Source organism: Nocardia carnea, assembly GCF_029869215.1.
In the GTDB taxonomy this organism is placed as follows: domain Bacteria; phylum Actinomycetota; class Actinomycetes; order Mycobacteriales; family Mycobacteriaceae; genus Nocardia; species Nocardia carnea_B.
In genome coordinates, this window is record NZ_JARWPM010000445.1 from 77,278 (window position 1) to 94,616 (window position 17,339).

The 17,339-nt window shown below is 67.8% G+C and carries 18 protein-coding genes; 6 read left to right on the top strand and 12 right to left on the bottom strand.

The genetic code is table 11. The features are described 5' to 3' along the window. Positions 1 to 235: 235 nt before the first annotated feature. The 3 genes from QH276_RS33520 to QH276_RS33530 are packed head-to-tail and all read right to left on the bottom strand — an operon-like array spanning position 236 to position 2,455. Positions 236 to 751 (bottom strand): carboxymuconolactone decarboxylase family protein, encoded by a 516-nt coding sequence (locus tag QH276_RS33520; protein ID WP_280402005.1) that lies wholly within the window; start codon positions 749 to 751, stop codon positions 236 to 238. A gap of 48 nt (positions 752 to 799) precedes the next feature. Further along, positions 800 to 1,246 carry a DoxX family protein gene (locus QH276_RS33525; protein WP_280402004.1) on the bottom strand — a complete coding sequence of 149 codons (447 nt, stop codon included), beginning with the start codon at positions 1,244 to 1,246 and terminating at the stop codon, positions 800 to 802. A gap of 36 nt (positions 1,247 to 1,282) precedes the next feature. Further along, positions 1,283 to 2,455 (bottom strand): serine hydrolase domain-containing protein, encoded by a 1,173-nt coding sequence (locus QH276_RS33530; RefSeq protein WP_280402003.1) that lies wholly within the window; start codon positions 2,453 to 2,455, stop codon positions 1,283 to 1,285. 275 nt (positions 2,456 to 2,730) lie between these two features. Between QH276_RS33530 and QH276_RS33535 the strand changes: the two genes are divergently transcribed. Continuing rightward, positions 2,731 to 3,612, top strand: a complete 882-nt coding sequence (locus QH276_RS33535) for a sigma-70 family RNA polymerase sigma factor (protein ID WP_280402002.1) — start codon at positions 2,731 to 2,733, stop codon at positions 3,610 to 3,612. A 25-nt stretch (positions 3,613 to 3,637) separates the two neighbouring features. Here QH276_RS33535 and QH276_RS33540 read toward each other — a convergent pair whose 3' ends face one another. Further along, positions 3,638 to 4,606: an SDR family NAD(P)-dependent oxidoreductase gene (locus QH276_RS33540; protein WP_280402001.1), complete on the bottom strand. Its 969-nt coding sequence runs from the start codon at positions 4,604 to 4,606 to the stop codon at positions 3,638 to 3,640. A gap of 54 nt (positions 4,607 to 4,660) precedes the next feature. On the opposite strand from QH276_RS33540, the gene QH276_RS33545 reads away from it, so the two are divergent. Beyond that, positions 4,661 to 5,083, top strand: a complete 423-nt coding sequence (locus tag QH276_RS33545) for a MerR family transcriptional regulator (RefSeq protein ID WP_280402000.1) — start codon at positions 4,661 to 4,663, stop codon at positions 5,081 to 5,083. 51 nt (positions 5,084 to 5,134) lie between these two features. Here QH276_RS33545 and QH276_RS33550 read toward each other — a convergent pair whose 3' ends face one another. Continuing rightward, the gene (locus QH276_RS33550) at positions 5,135 to 5,758 is read right to left on the bottom strand and encodes a hypothetical protein (protein ID WP_280401999.1); all 624 of its coding nucleotides are present in this window, start codon (positions 5,756 to 5,758) and stop codon (positions 5,135 to 5,137) included. 367 nt (positions 5,759 to 6,125) lie between these two features. On the opposite strand from QH276_RS33550, the gene QH276_RS33555 reads away from it, so the two are divergent. Continuing rightward, positions 6,126 to 7,373, top strand: a complete 1,248-nt coding sequence (locus QH276_RS33555; RefSeq protein ID WP_280401998.1) for a cytochrome P450 — start codon at positions 6,126 to 6,128, stop codon at positions 7,371 to 7,373. A gap of 51 nt (positions 7,374 to 7,424) precedes the next feature. Further along, positions 7,425 to 9,062 (top strand): flavin-containing monooxygenase, encoded by a 1,638-nt coding sequence (locus QH276_RS33560; protein WP_280402030.1) that lies wholly within the window; start codon positions 7,425 to 7,427, stop codon positions 9,060 to 9,062. Between the two features lie 153 nt (positions 9,063 to 9,215). On the opposite strand, the gene QH276_RS33565 is transcribed toward QH276_RS33560, so the two are convergent. Further along, positions 9,216 to 10,103: a LysR family transcriptional regulator gene (locus QH276_RS33565; RefSeq protein ID WP_280401997.1), complete on the bottom strand. Its 888-nt coding sequence runs from the start codon at positions 10,101 to 10,103 to the stop codon at positions 9,216 to 9,218. Positions 10,104 to 10,239: 136 nt separating this feature from the next. On the opposite strand from QH276_RS33565, the gene QH276_RS33570 reads away from it, so the two are divergent. Together QH276_RS33570 and QH276_RS33575 are read left to right on the top strand one after the other, a co-directional pair. Next, the gene (locus tag QH276_RS33570; protein WP_280401996.1) at positions 10,240 to 10,746 is read left to right on the top strand and encodes a carboxymuconolactone decarboxylase family protein; all 507 of its coding nucleotides are present in this window, start codon (positions 10,240 to 10,242) and stop codon (positions 10,744 to 10,746) included. Between the two features lie 53 nt (positions 10,747 to 10,799). Beyond that, the gene (locus QH276_RS33575; RefSeq protein WP_280407020.1) at positions 10,800 to 11,708 is read left to right on the top strand and encodes a MerR family transcriptional regulator; all 909 of its coding nucleotides are present in this window, start codon (positions 10,800 to 10,802) and stop codon (positions 11,706 to 11,708) included. 208 nt (positions 11,709 to 11,916) lie between these two features. Here QH276_RS33575 and QH276_RS33580 read toward each other — a convergent pair whose 3' ends face one another. The 6 genes from QH276_RS33580 to QH276_RS33605 all read right to left on the bottom strand — a co-directional run bounded on the left by QH276_RS33580 (position 11,917) and on the right by QH276_RS33605 (position 17,291). Next, positions 11,917 to 12,618 (bottom strand): TetR/AcrR family transcriptional regulator, encoded by a 702-nt coding sequence (locus QH276_RS33580; RefSeq protein WP_280401994.1) that lies wholly within the window; start codon positions 12,616 to 12,618, stop codon positions 11,917 to 11,919. Positions 12,619 to 12,741: 123 nt separating this feature from the next. Then, positions 12,742 to 13,728: an ABC transporter substrate-binding protein gene (locus tag QH276_RS33585; protein ID WP_280401993.1), complete on the bottom strand. Its 987-nt coding sequence runs from the start codon at positions 13,726 to 13,728 to the stop codon at positions 12,742 to 12,744. A gap of 24 nt (positions 13,729 to 13,752) precedes the next feature. Continuing rightward, positions 13,753 to 14,541 carry an ABC transporter ATP-binding protein gene (locus tag QH276_RS33590; protein ID WP_280401992.1) on the bottom strand — a complete coding sequence of 263 codons (789 nt, stop codon included), beginning with the start codon at positions 14,539 to 14,541 and terminating at the stop codon, positions 13,753 to 13,755. Positions 14,542 to 14,596: 55 nt separating this feature from the next. Beyond that, on the bottom strand, positions 14,597 to 15,388 hold the full coding sequence (locus QH276_RS33595) for an ABC transporter permease (protein WP_280401991.1): 792 nt from the start codon (positions 15,386 to 15,388) through the stop codon (positions 14,597 to 14,599). After that, complete coding sequence (locus tag QH276_RS33600; protein ID WP_280401990.1) at positions 15,385 to 16,200, bottom strand: ABC transporter permease; 816 nt, start codon at positions 16,198 to 16,200, stop codon at positions 15,385 to 15,387. The genes QH276_RS33595 and QH276_RS33600 overlap by 4 nt, the downstream gene beginning before the upstream one ends. Then, a complete protein-coding gene (locus QH276_RS33605) occupies positions 16,197 to 17,291 on the bottom strand; it encodes an FAD-dependent oxidoreductase (RefSeq protein ID WP_280401989.1) in 1,095 nt (364 codons plus the stop codon). The genes QH276_RS33600 and QH276_RS33605 overlap by 4 nt, the downstream gene beginning before the upstream one ends. Positions 17,292 to 17,339 lie beyond the last annotated feature (48 nt).

Below are 17,339 nucleotides of genomic sequence, written 5' to 3' on the forward strand. Positions count from 1 at the left end.
CGGTCACCGGCCACGGACTTTTCCGCCGCGTCCGGCAGGTGCACGGCGCTCGGGCGACGGGAATCGCCCGCTCTCCTCGTTCCGTCGCTCCGGTCCATGCTGTCGAGGCTACGGCCTCGCACGCGGCGCCGGCGGCGCTACCACCGCGCCGCCGTGGCCCGCCGGGCACGCCGAAACGCCCATAGGGCCGGGCAGTAACAGCCCGGCCCTATGGGCGGTGACTCTTCTCCGGCTGTCAGGCCGGTACGGGGCTCCACTGTTCGGCGGGCGGCCGGCCGGGCAGCGGTTTACCGATGAGGGCCAGCGGGACGAAGAAGTTCACCTGGCCGATCACCATCGCGAGCGTGGCCAGGGCCTTGTCGTCGTAGTGTTCGGCGGCCCGGGTGTAGAGCTCGTCGGGAACCCGCTCGCCGTGTGCGGCCGGTTGCAGGACGGCCTCGGTCAGGGCGAGCGCGATACGCTCCGCCGCGCTGAAGTAGGGAGCGTCACGCCAGGTCGCGACCGCGGCGATACGTTCCTCGGATTCGCCCGCGGTGCGCAGGTTACCCGCGTGCAGGATGGCCAGGTAGGTGCTGCCGACGATCTGCCCGGCCCGCAGCTGGACCAGCCCGATCGTGGTCCGCGGGATCGCCCCGTTACCGGTGGCTTTGAACAGTGCCGCCCCGACCTCGCCCAGTTCCGGAACGAGTTGCTGCGGATTGGGCAGCCGGGAGCCGGTGGTCTCCTGCGTGGCGGTGATATTCGCGGTCATGATGGTTGTTTCCTTCCTCGGTGAATCTGTGGTGGTGAATTCGTGGGGTCAGGCCGGCTGCGGCCGCCGGCGGGAACCACCGAGAGCACGCAGGGTCGCGGTGGTGGAGCCGCCCTGCGGCAGCCAGGCGCGGGCGGCGAAGGTGCAGGCGGCGAAGGCCAGCGGCATGGCCCATTTGTCGGGGCCGTCACCGGCGGCGAGATGCGAGGTGGCGGCGCCGCCGTAGACGAAAACCAGTCCGGCGTAGGCCCATTCCTTGGTCCGCGGGTGGCCGGGGGTGAGAATCGCGGCGAGCGCGGCGGTTTTGGCGACACCGAGCATGGTGGCGAAGTACATGGGGTAGCCGAGGTGGTCGAACGAGTCGCGGACGTAGGAGATCCGGGCGAGATCCCAGTAGGCGCCTACGGCGGTCTCGGTGAGAACGGCGGCCACGGGGACCCAGCGCGCGAGCTTCAGGCCGCGGGATCGGATCAGCGAAGTGGTGCGAGTGGACATGGTTGTACTACTCCTAGTTTGTGGTCGGGTGAGATATCAGGCGGCCGAGGCGAATTCGGCGCCGGTCGCGGCGCGGTGCAGGGCGGCGGCCAGCCGCGCGTTCTCCGGAGCCTGGAAGGCGAAGGCCGCGCGGCGCCGGGTGTAGCCGTAGGTGAGGCCGCTGTGCGGATCGGCGAACGCATCCGATCCGGCAGAGCCGGTATGCCCGAACGCATGGGCGCCGAGGAACGGATACAGCAACCCCTTGGCTTCGAATCCCAGTGCGTAGGGCGCGCGGTCGCCGCGCACCAGGTCCGTCCCGGTGGAATGGATGGCGGAGACGGTGGCGACGGTCGCCAGCGACAGCAGCGGCTCACGCCCGTCGATACCGGTGGTGGCCGCCGCATACATCGCCGCCAGACCTCGTGCGCTGCCGACGCCGCCGGCCGAGCCCTGCCCCAGGCGGCGCAGTGTGGGGTCGTTGGGCAGTGTCATGACATCGGCGGCGGTGAAACCGCGTGCGTTGAGGTTGTAGGAGATACCGGCCACGCTGTACGGGTTGGGGGAATTCACGGCGAATGCCGCTTCCTGCTCCGCGCTCGCCCGCCACGGCAGGATCGGCAGGTAGCGGTGGTCGAGTTCCGCGGGCAGGCCCAGGTACACGTCCAACCCGAAGGGTGCGCGAATACGCCGTTCGAACAGCTCCTGGATGGTGCTCCCGGTGACCGCCCGTACGACCTGGCCGACGATGGCGTAGGTGACGAACCCGCCGTAGCCGTGCACGCTGCCGGGCGCGAACAAGGGCCGCTGGCCCACCAGCCGTTCGGCGAGGACCTGTTCGTCGGCCAGCTCGGCGACGGTGAAGCCCCCGTCGGCACCCACGATCCCGGATCGGTGCACGAGCACGTCGCGCACCGTGATGAGCTCCTTACTGGCCGCACCGAACCGCGGCCAGTAGTGCGCGACCGGCCGGTCGATATCGAGCACTCCGTCTTGGATCAGCAGCGCGACGACGAGGCCCGCGGCTCCCTTGGAGGTCGAGTGCAGCCCGGTCAGCGTGGTCCCGGTGACCTCCTCACCGGCCCACAGATCCACCACCGGCCGGCCGCGGACGTAGGCGGCCAGTTGCGCGCCGGATTCCCCGTTCTCCGCGGCGACGACGGCGGCGAACTCGGCGCGCACCTGCTCGTATCCGTCGGCGACGGTGCCGTGTACTTCGATCGCGTTCATGATGTCCTTCCTGTCGGTGGTCGCTGAACACCCGCGTGGCAGGAGCGTCCGGCTCCGACCGCCGCCGCGGATCGTGTTCTGCTGCACTGACGCGGGCCGCACACAAAACGTGACCGCTGCACACGAAACCACAGGTAGAAGCGTTGAAATGCCGGCTTCGCCGAGCCGTACGGCGGTGGGGAGGTCACCGGCGTCGTACGACCGGGGACGGGATACGGTCACGTTTGTCTTTCCCGGTTCGTCATCGGGACAAGACGAGATCGAGGAGGACCCCCGTGCACGATGAGCAGTTCCTGGCCGAGCGGTTCGAGGAGCACCGCACACACCTGCGGTCGGTCGCCTACCGCATGCTCGGCTCGACCGCCGAGGCCGACGACGCGGTGCAGGAGGCGTGGCTACGACTGGCCCGCACCGACACCACCGACGTCGGCAACCTCGGCGGCTGGCTGACCACCGTCGTCGGGCGCGTCTGCCTGGATATGCTGCGCAGCCGCCGCACCAGGCACGAGGAACCCCTCGAGGCCGAGCACCTACCCGATCCGGTGATCACCAGTGCGACCACGCCGGACCCGGAAACCGAAGCGCTGCTGGCCGATTCGGTGGGCATGGCACTTCTGGTCGTGCTGGAATCCCTGAGTCCGGCCGAACGACTGGCATTCGTCCTGCACGATATGTTCGCCATGCCCTACGAGCAGATCGCGCCGATCGTGGACCGCACTCCACAGACGGCGAAGAAACTCGCCAGCCAGGCGCGCCGCCGGGTCCAGGGCGCGACCCCGAAGTCCGACCCGGATCTCCCCGGTCAACGCCGCGTCGTCGACGCTTTCCTCACCGCGGCCCGCGGCGGCGATTTCGACGACCTACTGCGCCTGCTCGACCCCGATGTCGTCCTGCGCGCCGACGCCGGCGAAGCGATGCGCGTGATCCGCGGCGCCGCCGCCGTCGCCGGCCAGGCAGAAACCTTCCGCCGGATGGCCACCACCTGCACCGTCCACCCCGCCGTGGTCAACGGCGGCGCCGGCCTGGTCAACACTCTCGACGGTAGCCCGTTCTCGATCATCGGCTTCACCGTCGCCGGCGACCGCATCACCGCCATCGATATCCTCGCGGACCGCGACCGCCTCACCGGTCTCGACCTGACCGCGATCCTCGGCTAGCCCCGAACCCCAGGGCGCCGCACCTTCACAGAATCGGCGCGGACCCGGTGGCCGCGACGGAGAGTTCCCACAAGCGGGCGGCCGAGCCGGGGTCGACGGCGTAGGCCCGGACGCCACCGTCGTCCATCGGTGTCCCGGGGGCGGAGACCCGGGCGACCTCGCAGTCCTCGAGGTACAGCCCGCCGCGTCCGTCGAGCAGTGGCGAGGTGGCCGCCCACAGCCCGGTGGCGGCGCCCTGGGTGGGTGTTTTGAAATCGGCGCCGATCACGGTGCCGTGCTCGTCGATCCAGCCGCGGTCGATCTGCTCCTGCCGGGTCATCTCCCGCTGGAGTCCGGTGATGATCTTCCCCGGGTGCAGCGCGAACGCCCGGACCCCGTCGTCGCGCCCGAGCGCGTCGAGTTGCACCGCGAACAGGGCGTTGGCGGTTTTGGCCTGGCCGTAGGCGAGCCATTTGTCGTAGCCGGTGTGGAAATGCGGGTCGTGCCAGCGGATATCGGTCAGGGTATGACCGGCGGAGCTGTTGACGACGACCCGGGCACCGGCCGCGGCGGCCAGCCGTGGGTAGAGCGCGCAGACCAGTGCGAAATGCCCGAAATGGTTGACGGCGAGCTGCCCTTCCCAGCCCGGCCCGACCCGCCGCTCCGGCGTCGCCATGACCCCGGCGACGGCCATGAGGAGGTCGAGCTTGTCCAGAGCCGCGCCGATCTGCGTGGCGGCGGCGCGGACGCTGCCGAGGTCCGCGAGATCCATGGGGATCACCTCGCAACCGTCCACGTCCGCGAGCGCGGCGCGGGCTTCCACCGGCCGGCGGGCCGGAACAACGACGCGGGCACCGGCCGCCGCCAAGCCGCGGGTGGTTTCCAGCCCGAGTCCGGAGTAGCCACCGGTCACGAGGGCGGTAGCACCGGAGAGGTCGAGATCGGTCAGTACGTCCCGGGCGTTGCTGGCGGCGGAGAAGGGGGAGCCGAGCGGCTGCTGTTCGATGATGGTCATGGCGACGACCCTAGAAACTAGAGTGAGGTCTAGATCAAGTCGTAGGCTGGACGTATGGCGGCTCCCGGCACACGTACGGAATCACTCGGCATCGGCGAGGTGGCCGAGCGCACCGGCCTGAGCGTGCACGCCCTGCGCTTCTACGAGCGCGAGGGCCTGCTGGTCGGGCCGGTGGAGCGCACCTCGGGCGGCCGGCGGCGATACACCGTCGCCGATATCGACTGGCTGCGCATCTGTGTCAAACTGCGCGAATCCGGGATGCCGCTGGCCGATCTGAAACGATTCGCCGCACTCGTGCGGCAGGGCCCGGGCAACGAAGCCGAACGACTGCGCCTCCTCGATACCCATCAGCAACGCGTCGAAGCCCAGATCCGGGCCCTGGAGGAGTGCCGCTCCCTCATCGCCTGGAAGGTCGGGGTCTACGCCGGCCACCTCGCCCGCGGCACGGCCGCCGGACTCTGGGACCCGACAGCCTGAACCGCGGCCGTTCCCCCGCCCGGACCCAGGCGAAGGGAACGACCAGCGGACTCACCGACGGGTATGCCAGCCCCGGCGGAACACCGGCGCCTCTCCCGCGATCGCCGCACGGCACCAATCGGCGAGTGCTCGCGCGACGTCCTGCGCGTCGAGTGCCGACGTATCGATCACGTGCATGGCCCATATCCCGGTGAGGTCATCACGGCCCGACCAGCGTTCCCAGCACATCTCCGGCCAACCGTCATCGGTGAGCGCCTCGGGTACATACGAAGGGTCGGTGGCGTGCCGCCGCATCCACTCGGCGAAGCCGAGATGCAGCGGCAGCAACTCCGGCGGTTCCTGCCTGGCCCGCAACCGTTCGGTCTGCGTGGCTGCCGCCGCGTCCAGCAGGCAGACCGCGATATCGATCCGGTCGGCCGACGGCGCCGCCAGCGCTTCGCCCGCGGGGACGGGATCACCGGCGAACAGCAGATGCCGGCCTGTTTTCTCCAGTTCGACAGCGCGCCGCACGGCGACCTCGACCTGTCGCTGCCGCCAGGCGATCGTCGGAACAGCGGGGATGGGACCGAGTGTGCACAGTTCGGCGCTTTCGACAGCGGCACCCAGCAGGGGCGCGGCGCCGAGCCGGGCGGTAGTTTTCCCGACGCCCGAAGCGCCGGAGACGAGCAACAGCATGAAAATTCCTTCTTCGTGTTTCGGGTACGACCGATCGCTCCGGCGGTGTCCACGCATGCCGAAGTGCGGTCGGAGGGCGACAGTGACCGCGGAATGCGGCGCGGTGGTTGCTACCCGAGACGGAAGAAGAACTGCTGCATCACGACCGGGAGGCTAGCCATCGGCGTACGGAGGGTCAACTCATTTCGCGCCGACGCTGTCGCCGGCAGCTGTCCACAGGCAACAAGCTGTGGTGCAGGTTTCGCTAAACCGTTGCCTTGGAACACTTTCCGGTAAGGTGTCCTTACGTGCCCACACAACTAGAGCCAGGCCGTCCCGCAGCAGGCAGGAAGGAACACCACGCGCCATCGCTTGCGAGGGTTACGCGTTGAGCAATGCAGTTCCGGGCTTTCGCGGCGAATCCCCGATCACACCCAGGTCGCCCGTACCCGCCAATACTTCTGTCCGGCTGGATGATCCCGCGTTCGCTAACGATCCGCACCGCGTCTACGCGGAGATGCGGCGGCACGGCCCGCTGGTACCGGTCGAGCTCGCTCCGGGTGTGCCGGCGACACTCGTGATCGGCTACCAGGTGGCGGTGCAGATCCTCAACGACGAGACGCATTTTCCCGCCGATTCCCGCCGCTGGGAGAAGAACGCCGCCGCGGATTGCCCGATGCGGCCGATGCTCGGCTATCGCCAGAACGCGCTGCGCACCGCGGGCGTGGAACACGAGCGATATCGGCGCACCATCATCGCGGCGTTGGAAACCGTCGACCTGCACCAGGTGCACGACGCGGTCGCGCGGGCCGCCGAGGACCTGACCAACAGCTTCTGCGAGCGCGGTACCGCCGACCTGCGAATGGACTACGCGTACCCGCTGACCTTCCGCGTGCTGAGCGAACTGATGGGATTTCCGGAGGACGCCGCGGCCGCGGCCTACGAGGGCATGGCCGCGATGATGGAGGGGGTGGGCGCCGAGGAGGGGCAGCAGCGTTTCGTCGAGGCACTGATCGGCGTTGTCCAGCACAAACAGGCCGAGCCGGGCGACGACCTGACCTCACAGCTGCTGCGGCACCCGGACGGGCTCGATCTCATGGAGATGGTGAATCAGGCCGCACTGCTGTTCTCCATGGGCACGGAGCCGACCTGCAATCTCATCCTCAACGCGTTGCTGCAATTGATGACCGACGAACAATACGGCGGTGAGGTCCTCAGCGGCGCCATGGACACCCGCGACGCCATCGATGCCGTCCTGTTCGAGGATCCGCCGCTGGCGAACTGGTGCGTGAGCTACCCCATCCAGCCACAGCTGGTCGGCGATACCTGGCTGCCGGCCGATCAACCGGTGGTCATCAGCCTGGCCGCGTGCAACAACGACCCCGCCGTCACCGGTGGTGACCGGCGCGGTAACCGGTCGCATCTGGCGTGGGGCGGCGGTCCGCACGCCTGCCCGGCCCAGACCCTCGCCGGGACGATCGCCGCCCAGGGCATCGATCTGCTGCTCGATGCCCTGCCGGATATCCAGCCGCAAGTACCCGCGGACCAATTGGAATGGCGGCCCGGGCAGTTCCACCGCGCCTTGGCGGCGCTACCGGTCCGGTTTCCGCCCTGCCCGCCGATGCGTCTCACCTGATCCCCACCCCGTCCCACGGCTATTCATCGAAAGGCAGGTCGCGCGATGACCATGACCTCGGAGCATTCCGCAGCATCGACCGGGCAGCAGGCCCGGGAGATCGACGCGGTCGTCGTCGGAGCCGGCTTCGCCGGCCTGTACACGCTGCACAAATTGCGCGAACTCGGGCTCTCGGTGCAGGTGTTCGAAGCGGGCGACGGTATCGGCGGCACGTGGTTCTGGAATCGCTATCCGGGTGCCCGCGTCGATGTGAAGAGCATGTACTACAACTACTCCTTCGACCCGGACCTGGAGCAGGAGTGGGAGTGGACGGAGAAGCTGCCGCCGCAGCCGGAGCTGCTCCGCTACATCAACCATGTCGCGGATCGCTTCGATCTGCGTAAGGATGTGCGGTTGCGGACCCGGGTCACCACCGCGGTCTACGACGAAACCGCCGCACGGTGGCAGATCACCACCGATCAGGGCGAGGTCGTCTCGGCGCGATTCGCGATCATGGCGACGGGCTGCCTGTCGAAGCCGAAGATGGTGGAAGTGCCGGGTATCGAGACCTTCCGCGGCCGCAGTTTCCACACCGGCGAATGGCCCGATCAGGAGGTGGATTTCACCGATCGCCGGGTCGCGGTGATCGGTACCGGTTCCTCCGGGGTGCAGGTGATTCCGCTCGTCGCCGAGGTGGCCGAACAGCTCACCGTGTTCCAGCGGACCGCGAACTACGTACTGCCCGCCGGTAACCACCCGATAGATCCCGAATTCCAGCGCGATATCAAATCGCGCTACCGCGAGGTGCGCAAGGCCAACCGGGAATCGTCGTTCGGTATCGCCCGGCCCGAAGCCACCAAGGGTGCGCTCGAGGTGAGCGAGGACGAGCGAAATGCCTTCTACCGCAGCGTATGGGAGGACAAGAACAGCGAACTCGTCAGCATGCTGACCGGATTCACCGATACCCTCGCCGACGAAGCCGCCAACGAGACCGCCGCCCAGTTCATCCGCGACCGCATCGCCGAAATCGTGCCGGACCCCGCTGTCGCCCGGCTCCTTCAGCCCACCGGCCTGTTCGGCGTCAAACGCCCGGTCCTGGGGACGAACTACTACGAGACCTTCAATCGCCCCAATGTCCGGCTGGTGGATGTTCGCGCGACCCCGCTCACCGAGATCACCGAGACCGGGCTCGCGACGACGCAGGAGAGTTTCGAGTTCGACGACATCATCTACGCCACCGGATACGACGCGATGACCGGTGCGCTCGACGCGATCGATATTCGCGGCCGGGGTGGCGCACGGCTGCGGGACAAGTGGGCGGCCGGGCCCGTCACCTACCTCGGTCTCGCCGTGGCGGGCTTCCCGAACCTCTTCACGATCACGGGCCCGGGCAGCCCGGCGGTCCTGTCGAACATGCTGGTGTCCATCGAGCAGCATGTCGACTGGGTGGCGGACGCGATCGTCGCGATGCGGTCCCAGGGCCTCACGACCATGGAAGCCGAGGTCGCCGCCGAGCAGGAATGGACCCGCCACGTCGGCGAGGTCGGCGATATGACGCTGTACCCGAAGGTGGACTCCTGGTACGTGGGGTCGAACGTACCCGGAAAACCCCGGGTGATGTACGCCTACATCGGCGGCGTCGGTGCCTTCCGCGAGAAATGCGACCAGGTCGCCGCCGACGGCTACGAGGGTTTCACGCTGACGCGGTAAACCGAGGTGGCCGCGACGCCCCCACCATCCGGTACCGACGGGCCGCGGGTTCGGTTCAGCTCCCACCCGCAGTCCGGCCGGAAACCCGACGGAGCGAGCGATGTCGAGGTGACCGCCCGGCGAGTACCGCGCCGCTCGGCGTTGTCGCGACCGCTATTCGTACCGTGGCCCGAGTTCGCGCACGACATCGGCGAACGCCCTGATCGCGTCGGTTTCCGCGGTGGTGCGCCACACCAGCGCGTAGCTGAGTGGGAGCAGATCCGGGACCGGTAACCAGCGCAGGTCCGGGCGATTCCAGTAGCGGGCCGCGTGCCGAGGCTGGACCGTGACGATTTCTCCGGTGGCGGTCAGGTGAACCAGTTCTTCGGTATTGGTGACGACGCGGGTGCGTTCGATATGTGCCTTCTTCCGGGCCTGTGCCGATATGAAACTGTCCACCCAATAATCCGGCGCCGATTCCGTGGTCGGGTGACAGAAATCCCGCAGCACAGTCGACGGGGCCGACTCTTCGATGCTCAGTTCGTGATCTGCTGCCACCCCGACTACACGCCGCTCGACAGTGATCGTCGGCCCGACGGTCAGGTCCGGCTCCTCGATCGGTAGCCACGCGATCAAGATGTCGAGATCACCTCGGCGCAAACCGGCGAACGGATCGACGAAACGCGCGAACGACAGCTGGATGTTCCACTGCGGATACCGGTCGCGGAAACGGGACCAGTACTTCTCGAGGTCATAGCCGCTGAGCATCAGTGAGCCCACCCGGAGCACCCCCGCTTTGCCGGTCGCGGACAGGCGCGCCCGGCGCAGACTCGTCTCCAGGCCGGCGCGGACCGGGACGAGATCGTCGCGCAACTGCGCGCCTACCGCGGTGAGCCGGACCGTGCGATTGTCCCGATCGAACAACAGCGCACCGATCGCGCGCTCCTGCTTCTTGATCGCCTGGCTGACCCGTGCGACCGAGACATGCAACCGGGCGGCAGTGCGACCGAAGTGCAACTCCTCCGCCAGCGTCAGAAAGATCTCGATATCACGAATCTCCACGTCTACCTCGCATGTCAACACAGCGGTTAACGCAGCGTTGCACACTTCGCCGTTGTTTCTCCAGTTCCCCGAACTGATCGTTGAGGTCAGGCGACGGCTGCACCATCGGCTGTCGATGGATGGAAGGACATTGACAATGACAACTGCGGAGCAGGTTCGGGTCTCGCGGATGCCGAATCCGGTTCAGCTCGTCCCGGAGATGGGCCAGGTCTCTGCCGCCTTGCGCGGCGTGACCGGTAACGGCACGATCGCACCGGCCACTGTCGGACTGGTACAGCTCCGCGCCGGGCAGGTCGTCGGGAGTACTTATCTCGCCGTCCTGCACACCGGCGCATTGCGCAAGCAGGGCGAGTCCGAGGAACGGATCGCCGCGGTGGCCACCTGGCCGACCTCGCCGTACTTCTCCGAGGCCGAACGCGCCGCACTGGCCTTGGTCGAAGCGGTCCTCCAGCCCTCGTCCGGGAGCGAACGCGTTACCGATGCCCTGTACGAGGAGGTCTCGGCCCACTACAGCGACCGGGAGATCGCCGCGCTCGCCATGGTGATCGGTGAGGTGAACTTCTACGTCCCGCTCGCGGTTATCGGCAAACCACTGCCCGGCGTATCACCGGCGCAACAGTGGACTCCGGCCACACCTCGGTAGCGCTCGCGCGGCGGGCTTGACCTTCCACCCGCTGGAAGGTTCAGGCTGTATCCGTGACCGACCGCGACATCCTGTTCACCATCGGCGAGCTGGCCCGGCACACCGGCCTCGACGCCCGGACCATCCGGTTCTGGTCGGACGAGGGACTGGTACCGCCCACCACCCGCAGCCCGGCCGGGTACCGCCTCTACGACGTCGAGGCCGCCGCCCGGCTCGAGCTGGTGCACACCCTGCGTGAGCTGGATATCGATATGGCCACCGTGCGCGCGGTGCTCGACCGGCAGACCAGCCTGGCCGAGGTGGCGGCCGCGCATGCGCGGGCGCTGGATGCCGAGATCCGCACGCTGCGGGTCCGGCGCGCGGTACTGCGGTCGGTCGCGCACCGCAACAGCACGACCGAGGAGTTGAGAATCATGCACGAACTCGCCACCCTGTCCGCCACCGAACGCCAGCGGATCATCGACGATTTCGTCGACGAGGCGTTCGCCGGAATCGACCCGGACGCCCCCGGCGCTCATATCGCGAACGGTATGCGGTCGATGCCGGCCACCCTGCCCGACGATCCGTCACCCGAACAGGTCGACGCCTGGATCGAACTGGCGGAGTTGGTCCGCGACCAGGGCTTCCGCGACCGCTGCCGGGAGATGGCCGTCACGGGCGCCGACGCCGACGCACAGGTGCCCGAAGCCGAGACAACCGCCGGCACCGCCGCCATAGCGGCCGGTGTGGCCGCGTTGGAGGCCGGTATCGCACCGGATTCGGCGGCGGCGGCCGAGATCCTCGCCCGCGAGATCCCGGACGGCACCGACCGAACCGCCCTCGCCGACCGGATGGCCACGTTCACCGACCGCCGGGTCGAGCGTTATTGGACACTGCTCGGGATCATCAACGGCTGGCCCGCCCGCCCGCCGATGGTCCCGGGCGCGGAATGGCTCATCGCCGCACTGCGGGCGCACGCCTAGCGCAATCGAGCGCAGCGAAGGGTCTCGCACGTCGCGTGACGCCCCGCGAGCGGCCGGACGCGCACCGACGGACGGAAGGCCAAACCCCGCCCCGGGTGTATCGCCCGGGGCGGGGTCATCTCGTTCGAGTGGCAGCCGGAAACCGTCCGATGCCCGGTTCGCGCATTCGCCATCCGGCGCTGCCCGGCCGCCCGCTCCGGTGTGGGATTCACCCCACGGGCACGTCCGGGCAGCTCCGGAATCCGGCGATGCCGTGGCGAGCGGCTTCCTGCACACCCGCCAACGCCCCGACATCCGCCATCACCGCCCGCAGCGACGTTCTCGCTGCCGCATCCGCAAACGCGTGCAGTTCGTCCCTGCCCTTGCCCTGGGCGTGGAACCGGTACTGGCTACCCTCGTTCAGGCTCAGCGCTGTCCGCGCGAACTCCGCCGGCGCGACGTCGATGAACTCACCGGACGCCACCCCTGCTTCGATAATGCTGCACAGCCGCGCCGACAACTCGTCGTAGTCGCCCTGGAAATCACGGAACACCTCCGGCTGCTGTTTCGCTGCCTCCTCCAGATCGTAGAAATTCAGTGGTGCCGTGCACATCTGGATCACATCCCGATAGAGCACGATATACAACCGCACCGCCGCCGGAGAATCGTGCCGTGACAATGCTCGCGCCGCTTCCAGTGAGGCGCGATTCTGGTCCATGATTTCCCGCAGGATCTCGTCTTTGGATTTGAACCAGTAATACAGCGAGGATTGACCCAGACCCGCCCGCTCGGCAATCGCGCCCATCCGGGTGGCCCCGAAACCTTTCGCCGCGAACAACTCCGCGGCGGCCGTCAGGATATCGCCACGGGGGTCGTCCACGACTACCCCGCTTCGCCGCGGACGCCCCCCTTGCGCTGGCACTCTGGTCATAGGGCAATGGTAGGCGATTCCGCCCCGTCGGCACTCGACAACGTTTCCCCGCTTTCGTCGGGTCTGTCTGCGGCACCGGATGTTTCGCAATCAGTGCGCACAGGCATCCGATGGTCCGGACCGCTAGTCCGTGGCGGCGAACAGTGCGTCGTAATCCGCCGGCTCCTCCTCGATCAGGCCGTATTCGACGACCGCCGCGCCGTAATCGCGGATTGCCCGGCCGTCGTCCGCGGTGGGGAATTTGGGGAAATTGACCTGGTCGATGATAGCGGGGTCGATACCCATTTCCGCGACGGCCACCTCACCCACTCGAGCGGGATTTTCCTGGGCGAAGGTATTGACTTCCACCATCGCCTCGCGGAAGGCCTTGACGACCGCCGGGTTCGATTCCGCGAACTGCCGCGAGGTCGAATAATAGCCGCTCACCTGGTCGGGGAACGACTGGACGCCGGGGGCGATGATCTGCTTCCAGCCCTTGTTCAGGCCGGGCGTGCGATGCGGCTCCGAGACCCAGATCGCGTCGACATCACCGCGTTCGAGCGCTTCGCCCATATCCGAGAACGGAAGCTGTGTCCACGTCAGGCCCTCGTGGTTCACGCCCAGCTTGTCGAGGGCCCGGCGGATATGCACCTCGCCGATATTCTGCAGCGTATTGACCGCGATATTCTTGCCCGCCAGATCCTTCGGCTCGTCGATGCCGCTGCCGGGCAGGACGAGCACACCGTGGTCGTCTTCCTCGGGCGTACAGCAGGGCGCCCACGCCGGCTGCACCAGCTGTAACGGCAACCCCGAATCTATCGCGGCGAGTTGGCTGACCGTGTTGGAGTAGCCGAACTGGTTCTCACCGCTGAGCACACTGGGTATCACGGCGGCCCCGCCGTCGGCGAAATTCACCGACACCCGCAGGCCGTGTTTTTCGAAGATCCCCTCCTCGATTCCCACGAACAGCGGGGCGCTGAGAATCGCGGGAATCGTTCCCACCTCGACCTCGGCGAGTTCCCCGTCGGCCAACGCGGAATCGGCGCTACCGCCGCCACCGCACGCCGTTACCACCGCTGCGGCCGCAGCGAAAGCCCCGTAGCGCACCGCGCGGGAAAGTCTGGTGAACATCGTTTTCTCCTTGATGATTTCGTGTCATACGCCGAGCAGGGCCGCGTCGGTGCGGACCATTTCGCGAATCCGGCTGAATACGTGGGCGCGCAGGTGCGCGAATTCGGGGAGGGATTTGGTTCCGATCTGATCCCGGCGATCCGGCAGGCCGATATCGACGATTTCGGCGACACAACTCGGTGAGCGCGTCACGATCGCCACCCGGTGGCTCAGATACACCGATTCGTCGACATCGTGCGTCACGAACAGCACCGTGGTCCCGGTTTCGTCGCGCACCCGCAGCAGCAGGTCCTCGAGGTCGGCGCGGGTTTGCGCATCGACGGATGCGAAGGGTTCGTCCATGATGAGCACCTGCGGGCGGTACGCGATCGCGCGGGCGATCGCGACCCGCTGCTGCATACCACCGGAGAGCTGGAACGGTTTCTTGTGCGCCGCCTCGGCCAGCCCGACCTCCGCCAGCGCCCGCTCGACTCGCGCCCGGCGGTCGGCCGTGCCGATTCCCTTTTTCATCAGTGGTAGTTCGACATTTTTGGCCACCGTGATCCACGGCAGCAGCGAGCGCGCGTAATCCTGGAAGACCACCGCGAAATCGGGCGGCGGGCCGTCGACGCGCCGGCCGTGAAAGGTCACCGAACCGCTGGTCGGCCGGTCCAGCCCGGCGATGCACCGCAGGAGAGTCGTTTTCCCGGCGCCGGAGGGGCCGACAATGCTGAACAGTTCCCCGTTCTCCACACTGAAGGACATATCGGCCACCGCGGTGAAGCCGCCGCCTTTGCCCGGGTAGGTTTTCTCGAGGTTCGACACGATGAGCATCGGCCCCTGCCTTTCGTTTTCGGTGGGTACAACTTGTGTGAAAAGGACCGCGGCGTCACCGCGTGCCGGCCCGCCGCGGGTCGCACCACCGCAGCAAACGCCGTTCGGCCAAGGCGTAGAGGGCGGTCATGAGGAATCCGAGAATTCCCAGGACCAGAATTCCCGACCACATCGTCAGCAGCTGGAATGTCGCCTGCGCCTGCGTGATGACGAACCCGAGCCCCTGCTGCGCGCCGACCATCTCGCTCGTCACCATGAGAATGAGACTGAGCGGGATCGCGATCCGCACACCGACGAGCACGCGCGGCAGCACCGCCGGGAACACGACATACACCTGACGTTGCAGTCCGGAGATATCGAACGCTCGTGCCGAGGCCATCATCGTGGTATCCAGCCGGCGGGCACCGTCGGCGGTGCTGAGGAGTATCGGCCAGACACAGCCCAGCGCGATGAGGAAGATCTTCATCTCGGGCCCGACCCCGAAGAGCATCATCGCGAACGGGATGAGGGCGGTACTGGGTATCGCCCGGGCGAACTCCAGCGTCGGCGAGACCATGCGCTCGACCAACGCGAGCTGCCCGATCACCAGCCCCAGCCCCACCCCGGCAACCACCGCGATCGCCAGCCCCGCGCCGAGAGTCGTCAGGCTGGCGCGAATATTGGCCAGCCCTTCCGGTGTCGTCCAGTACTCGCCCGCCTCGGCGACGATCTCCGAGAGTGCGGGAAAGTAGGCGTTGCCGCTGTGCGCGGAGAGCAGCAACCATGCCGTCAGCGCGCCGAATGCGCCGACCACGCCCAGGACCGTCCGGCCACGGCCGGTGGACAATACTGCCGTCAACCCGTTCATCGGATCTCCTCCGGTCCCTGCGCCGCCAGCGCCCGGCGCTCCACCCGGCGCATCAGCGCGTTCAGCGCGATCCCGGCGAGACCGCTCAACGCGATGTAGGCGTACATCCGCGCCGGGTTTCCCGCGGAGCGCGCCATCGTGATCTCGTAGCCGATACCGGGCATCTGGATGATGATCTCCGCGGTGACCACGAGGATGAGCGTTGTCGAGGTCGCCAGCCGGATCGCCGTGGCCAGGTATGGGAGCATGCTCGGTAGCTGGATCCAGCGGATCCGCTGCCAGGCCGTGAGGTGGTAGGACCGGGCGGTCTCCAGCGCGACCGGGTGCGCCGCCCGCACCCCGGCGATCGCCGGTACCAGTACCTGCCAGAACGCCGCGAAGACCGCGAGGAACAGGGCGCTCTGGGAGCCGGTCCCGATGGTGAGCACCACGAGCGGGATCAGGGCGACCGACGGCACCGGCCGTAAGAATTCGATCACCGGCCGTAGCAGCGCTTCGACCGGGGCGAACAGGCCGAGCACGATTCCCGCGACGGTACCGAGGACTACGGAGATGCTCAGCGCCGACAACCAGGTGACGACCGTGCTCGACACGGCCGGGCCCAGCGCCGGCCCGCCCAGCTCCCCGGCCAGTGCGGCCGCGATCTCGCTCGCGGGGGGAAAGTATCCGGACGGCAGGATACCGGTACGGGTCAGGACCTCTTGGAGTCCGATCAGGGCCACGAGGAAGGCCGCGGCCTGCACGCGCCCGTCGAGCGCGAACGTCACGGTGGCCCGCCGGCGGGGTAGCGGCATCGCGCCGACGGCCGTCATGATTCGAACTCCAGGTAGCGGTTGATCTGGAGATTGCCCACACCGGACCGGTATTCCTTGCGGGTGCGCGCGTAGTCGAAGTGCAGCCGTGAATAGTCGACCATCTTGTTCGCCACCGGAATTCGCTGCTCCTGGAAATCCCTCAGCGCACCCGGAACGTCTCCGTGCGCGGTGAGGGTCTGCGCGAGCAGTTGCCCGTCGATCAGCGCTTGATTGGCGCCCTGCGCCATCCCGGGGTACATCGGATGCGCCGCGTCACCGATCAGGGCCACCCGCCCGTCCACCCAGCGCGGCAGGTGCTCGCGGTAGTGCCCGATCTCGCGGCCGATGATGCTGTCGGGTTCGCTGCTCGCGATGATCCGGGGCACCGGGGTGCCGGTCCAGGTGTCGTAGACGGCGCGAAATTCTTCGAACGTGGTGAGCCCGTGGACGGAGCCGTACCAGTAGGCGTGGGTGGTATCGATGGGGATCCACCCGAAATGGCCCTCCGCCCCGTAGACATCGGCCTGCACGCTCACCGGGACCCCGGCCGCGGCGAGTTCGAAGACTCCCCGCCACCGCACGATCCCTTCGTCGGTGAACTCCGGGGCCGCGCCCAGCATCGCGTTGCGGATCCGCGATCCGATACCGTCCGCGCCGAGCAGTAGATCTCCTTCCGCGGTCCGGCCGTCGTCGAAGTGCACCTCCACCTTCTCGTCGGTCTGCGCGTATCCCACGGCGGTGGTGTCGAACTCGATTTCGTGGGGGTCCAGCGCGTCGGCGAGCATGGCGTTCAAGCGCCGCCGCCGGGCCCCGGTGACCGGCGCACCGAGGCGTTCGGTCCAGTGCCCGACCTCGGTATCCGAGGTGCGGGTGCCGTCGCTGTCGAGCGTCCACCACCGCCGCATCTCCGCGGCGAACGACCGGAATTCGGCACCCAGCCCGAGCCCGTCGATGACCCGGACTCCGTTGGGCCAGATGTTGAGCCCCACACCGGCGGTGCGTAGTTCCGAATCGGTCTCGAATATCCGGACTTTCCAGCCCCGCTGTTTCAGGTGCAGGGCGGACGAGAGCCCCGCGACTCCCCCGCCACAGATCAATGCTGTCGGCACGATTTCTTCCTTCCGATCGGTGTGCGGCCTCGGCGATGCGGACCGCGG

Bases quoted from the DNA above. Each gene is read 5' to 3' on its own strand.
- QH276_RS33520 (WP_280402005.1), bottom strand. From the start codon at position 751: ATGACCGCGAATATCACCGCCACGCAGGAGACCACCGGCTCCCGGCTG.
- QH276_RS33525 (WP_280402004.1), bottom strand. From the start codon at position 1,246: ATGTCCACTCGCACCACTTCGCTGATCCGATCCCGCGGCCTGAAGCTC.
- QH276_RS33530 (WP_280402003.1), bottom strand. From the start codon at position 2,455: ATGAACGCGATCGAAGTACACGGCACCGTCGCCGACGGATACGAGCAG.
- QH276_RS33540 (WP_280402001.1), bottom strand. From the start codon at position 4,606: ATGACCATCATCGAACAGCAGCCGCTCGGCTCCCCCTTCTCCGCCGCC.
- QH276_RS33545 (WP_280402000.1), top strand. From the start codon at position 4,661: ATGGCGGCTCCCGGCACACGTACGGAATCACTCGGCATCGGCGAGGTG.
- QH276_RS33550 (WP_280401999.1), bottom strand. From the start codon at position 5,758: ATGCTGTTGCTCGTCTCCGGCGCTTCGGGCGTCGGGAAAACTACCGCC.
- QH276_RS33560 (WP_280402030.1), top strand. From the start codon at position 7,425: ATGACCTCGGAGCATTCCGCAGCATCGACCGGGCAGCAGGCCCGGGAG.
- QH276_RS33570 (WP_280401996.1), top strand. From the start codon at position 10,240: ATGACAACTGCGGAGCAGGTTCGGGTCTCGCGGATGCCGAATCCGGTT.
- QH276_RS33580 (WP_280401994.1), bottom strand. From the start codon at position 12,618: ATGACCAGAGTGCCAGCGCAAGGGGGGCGTCCGCGGCGAAGCGGGGTA.
- QH276_RS33585 (WP_280401993.1), bottom strand. From the start codon at position 13,728: ATGTTCACCAGACTTTCCCGCGCGGTGCGCTACGGGGCTTTCGCTGCG.
- QH276_RS33590 (WP_280401992.1), bottom strand. From the start codon at position 14,541: ATGCTCATCGTGTCGAACCTCGAGAAAACCTACCCGGGCAAAGGCGGC.
- QH276_RS33595 (WP_280401991.1), bottom strand. From the start codon at position 15,388: ATGAACGGGTTGACGGCAGTATTGTCCACCGGCCGTGGCCGGACGGTC.
- QH276_RS33600 (WP_280401990.1), bottom strand. From the start codon at position 16,200: ATGACGGCCGTCGGCGCGATGCCGCTACCCCGCCGGCGGGCCACCGTG.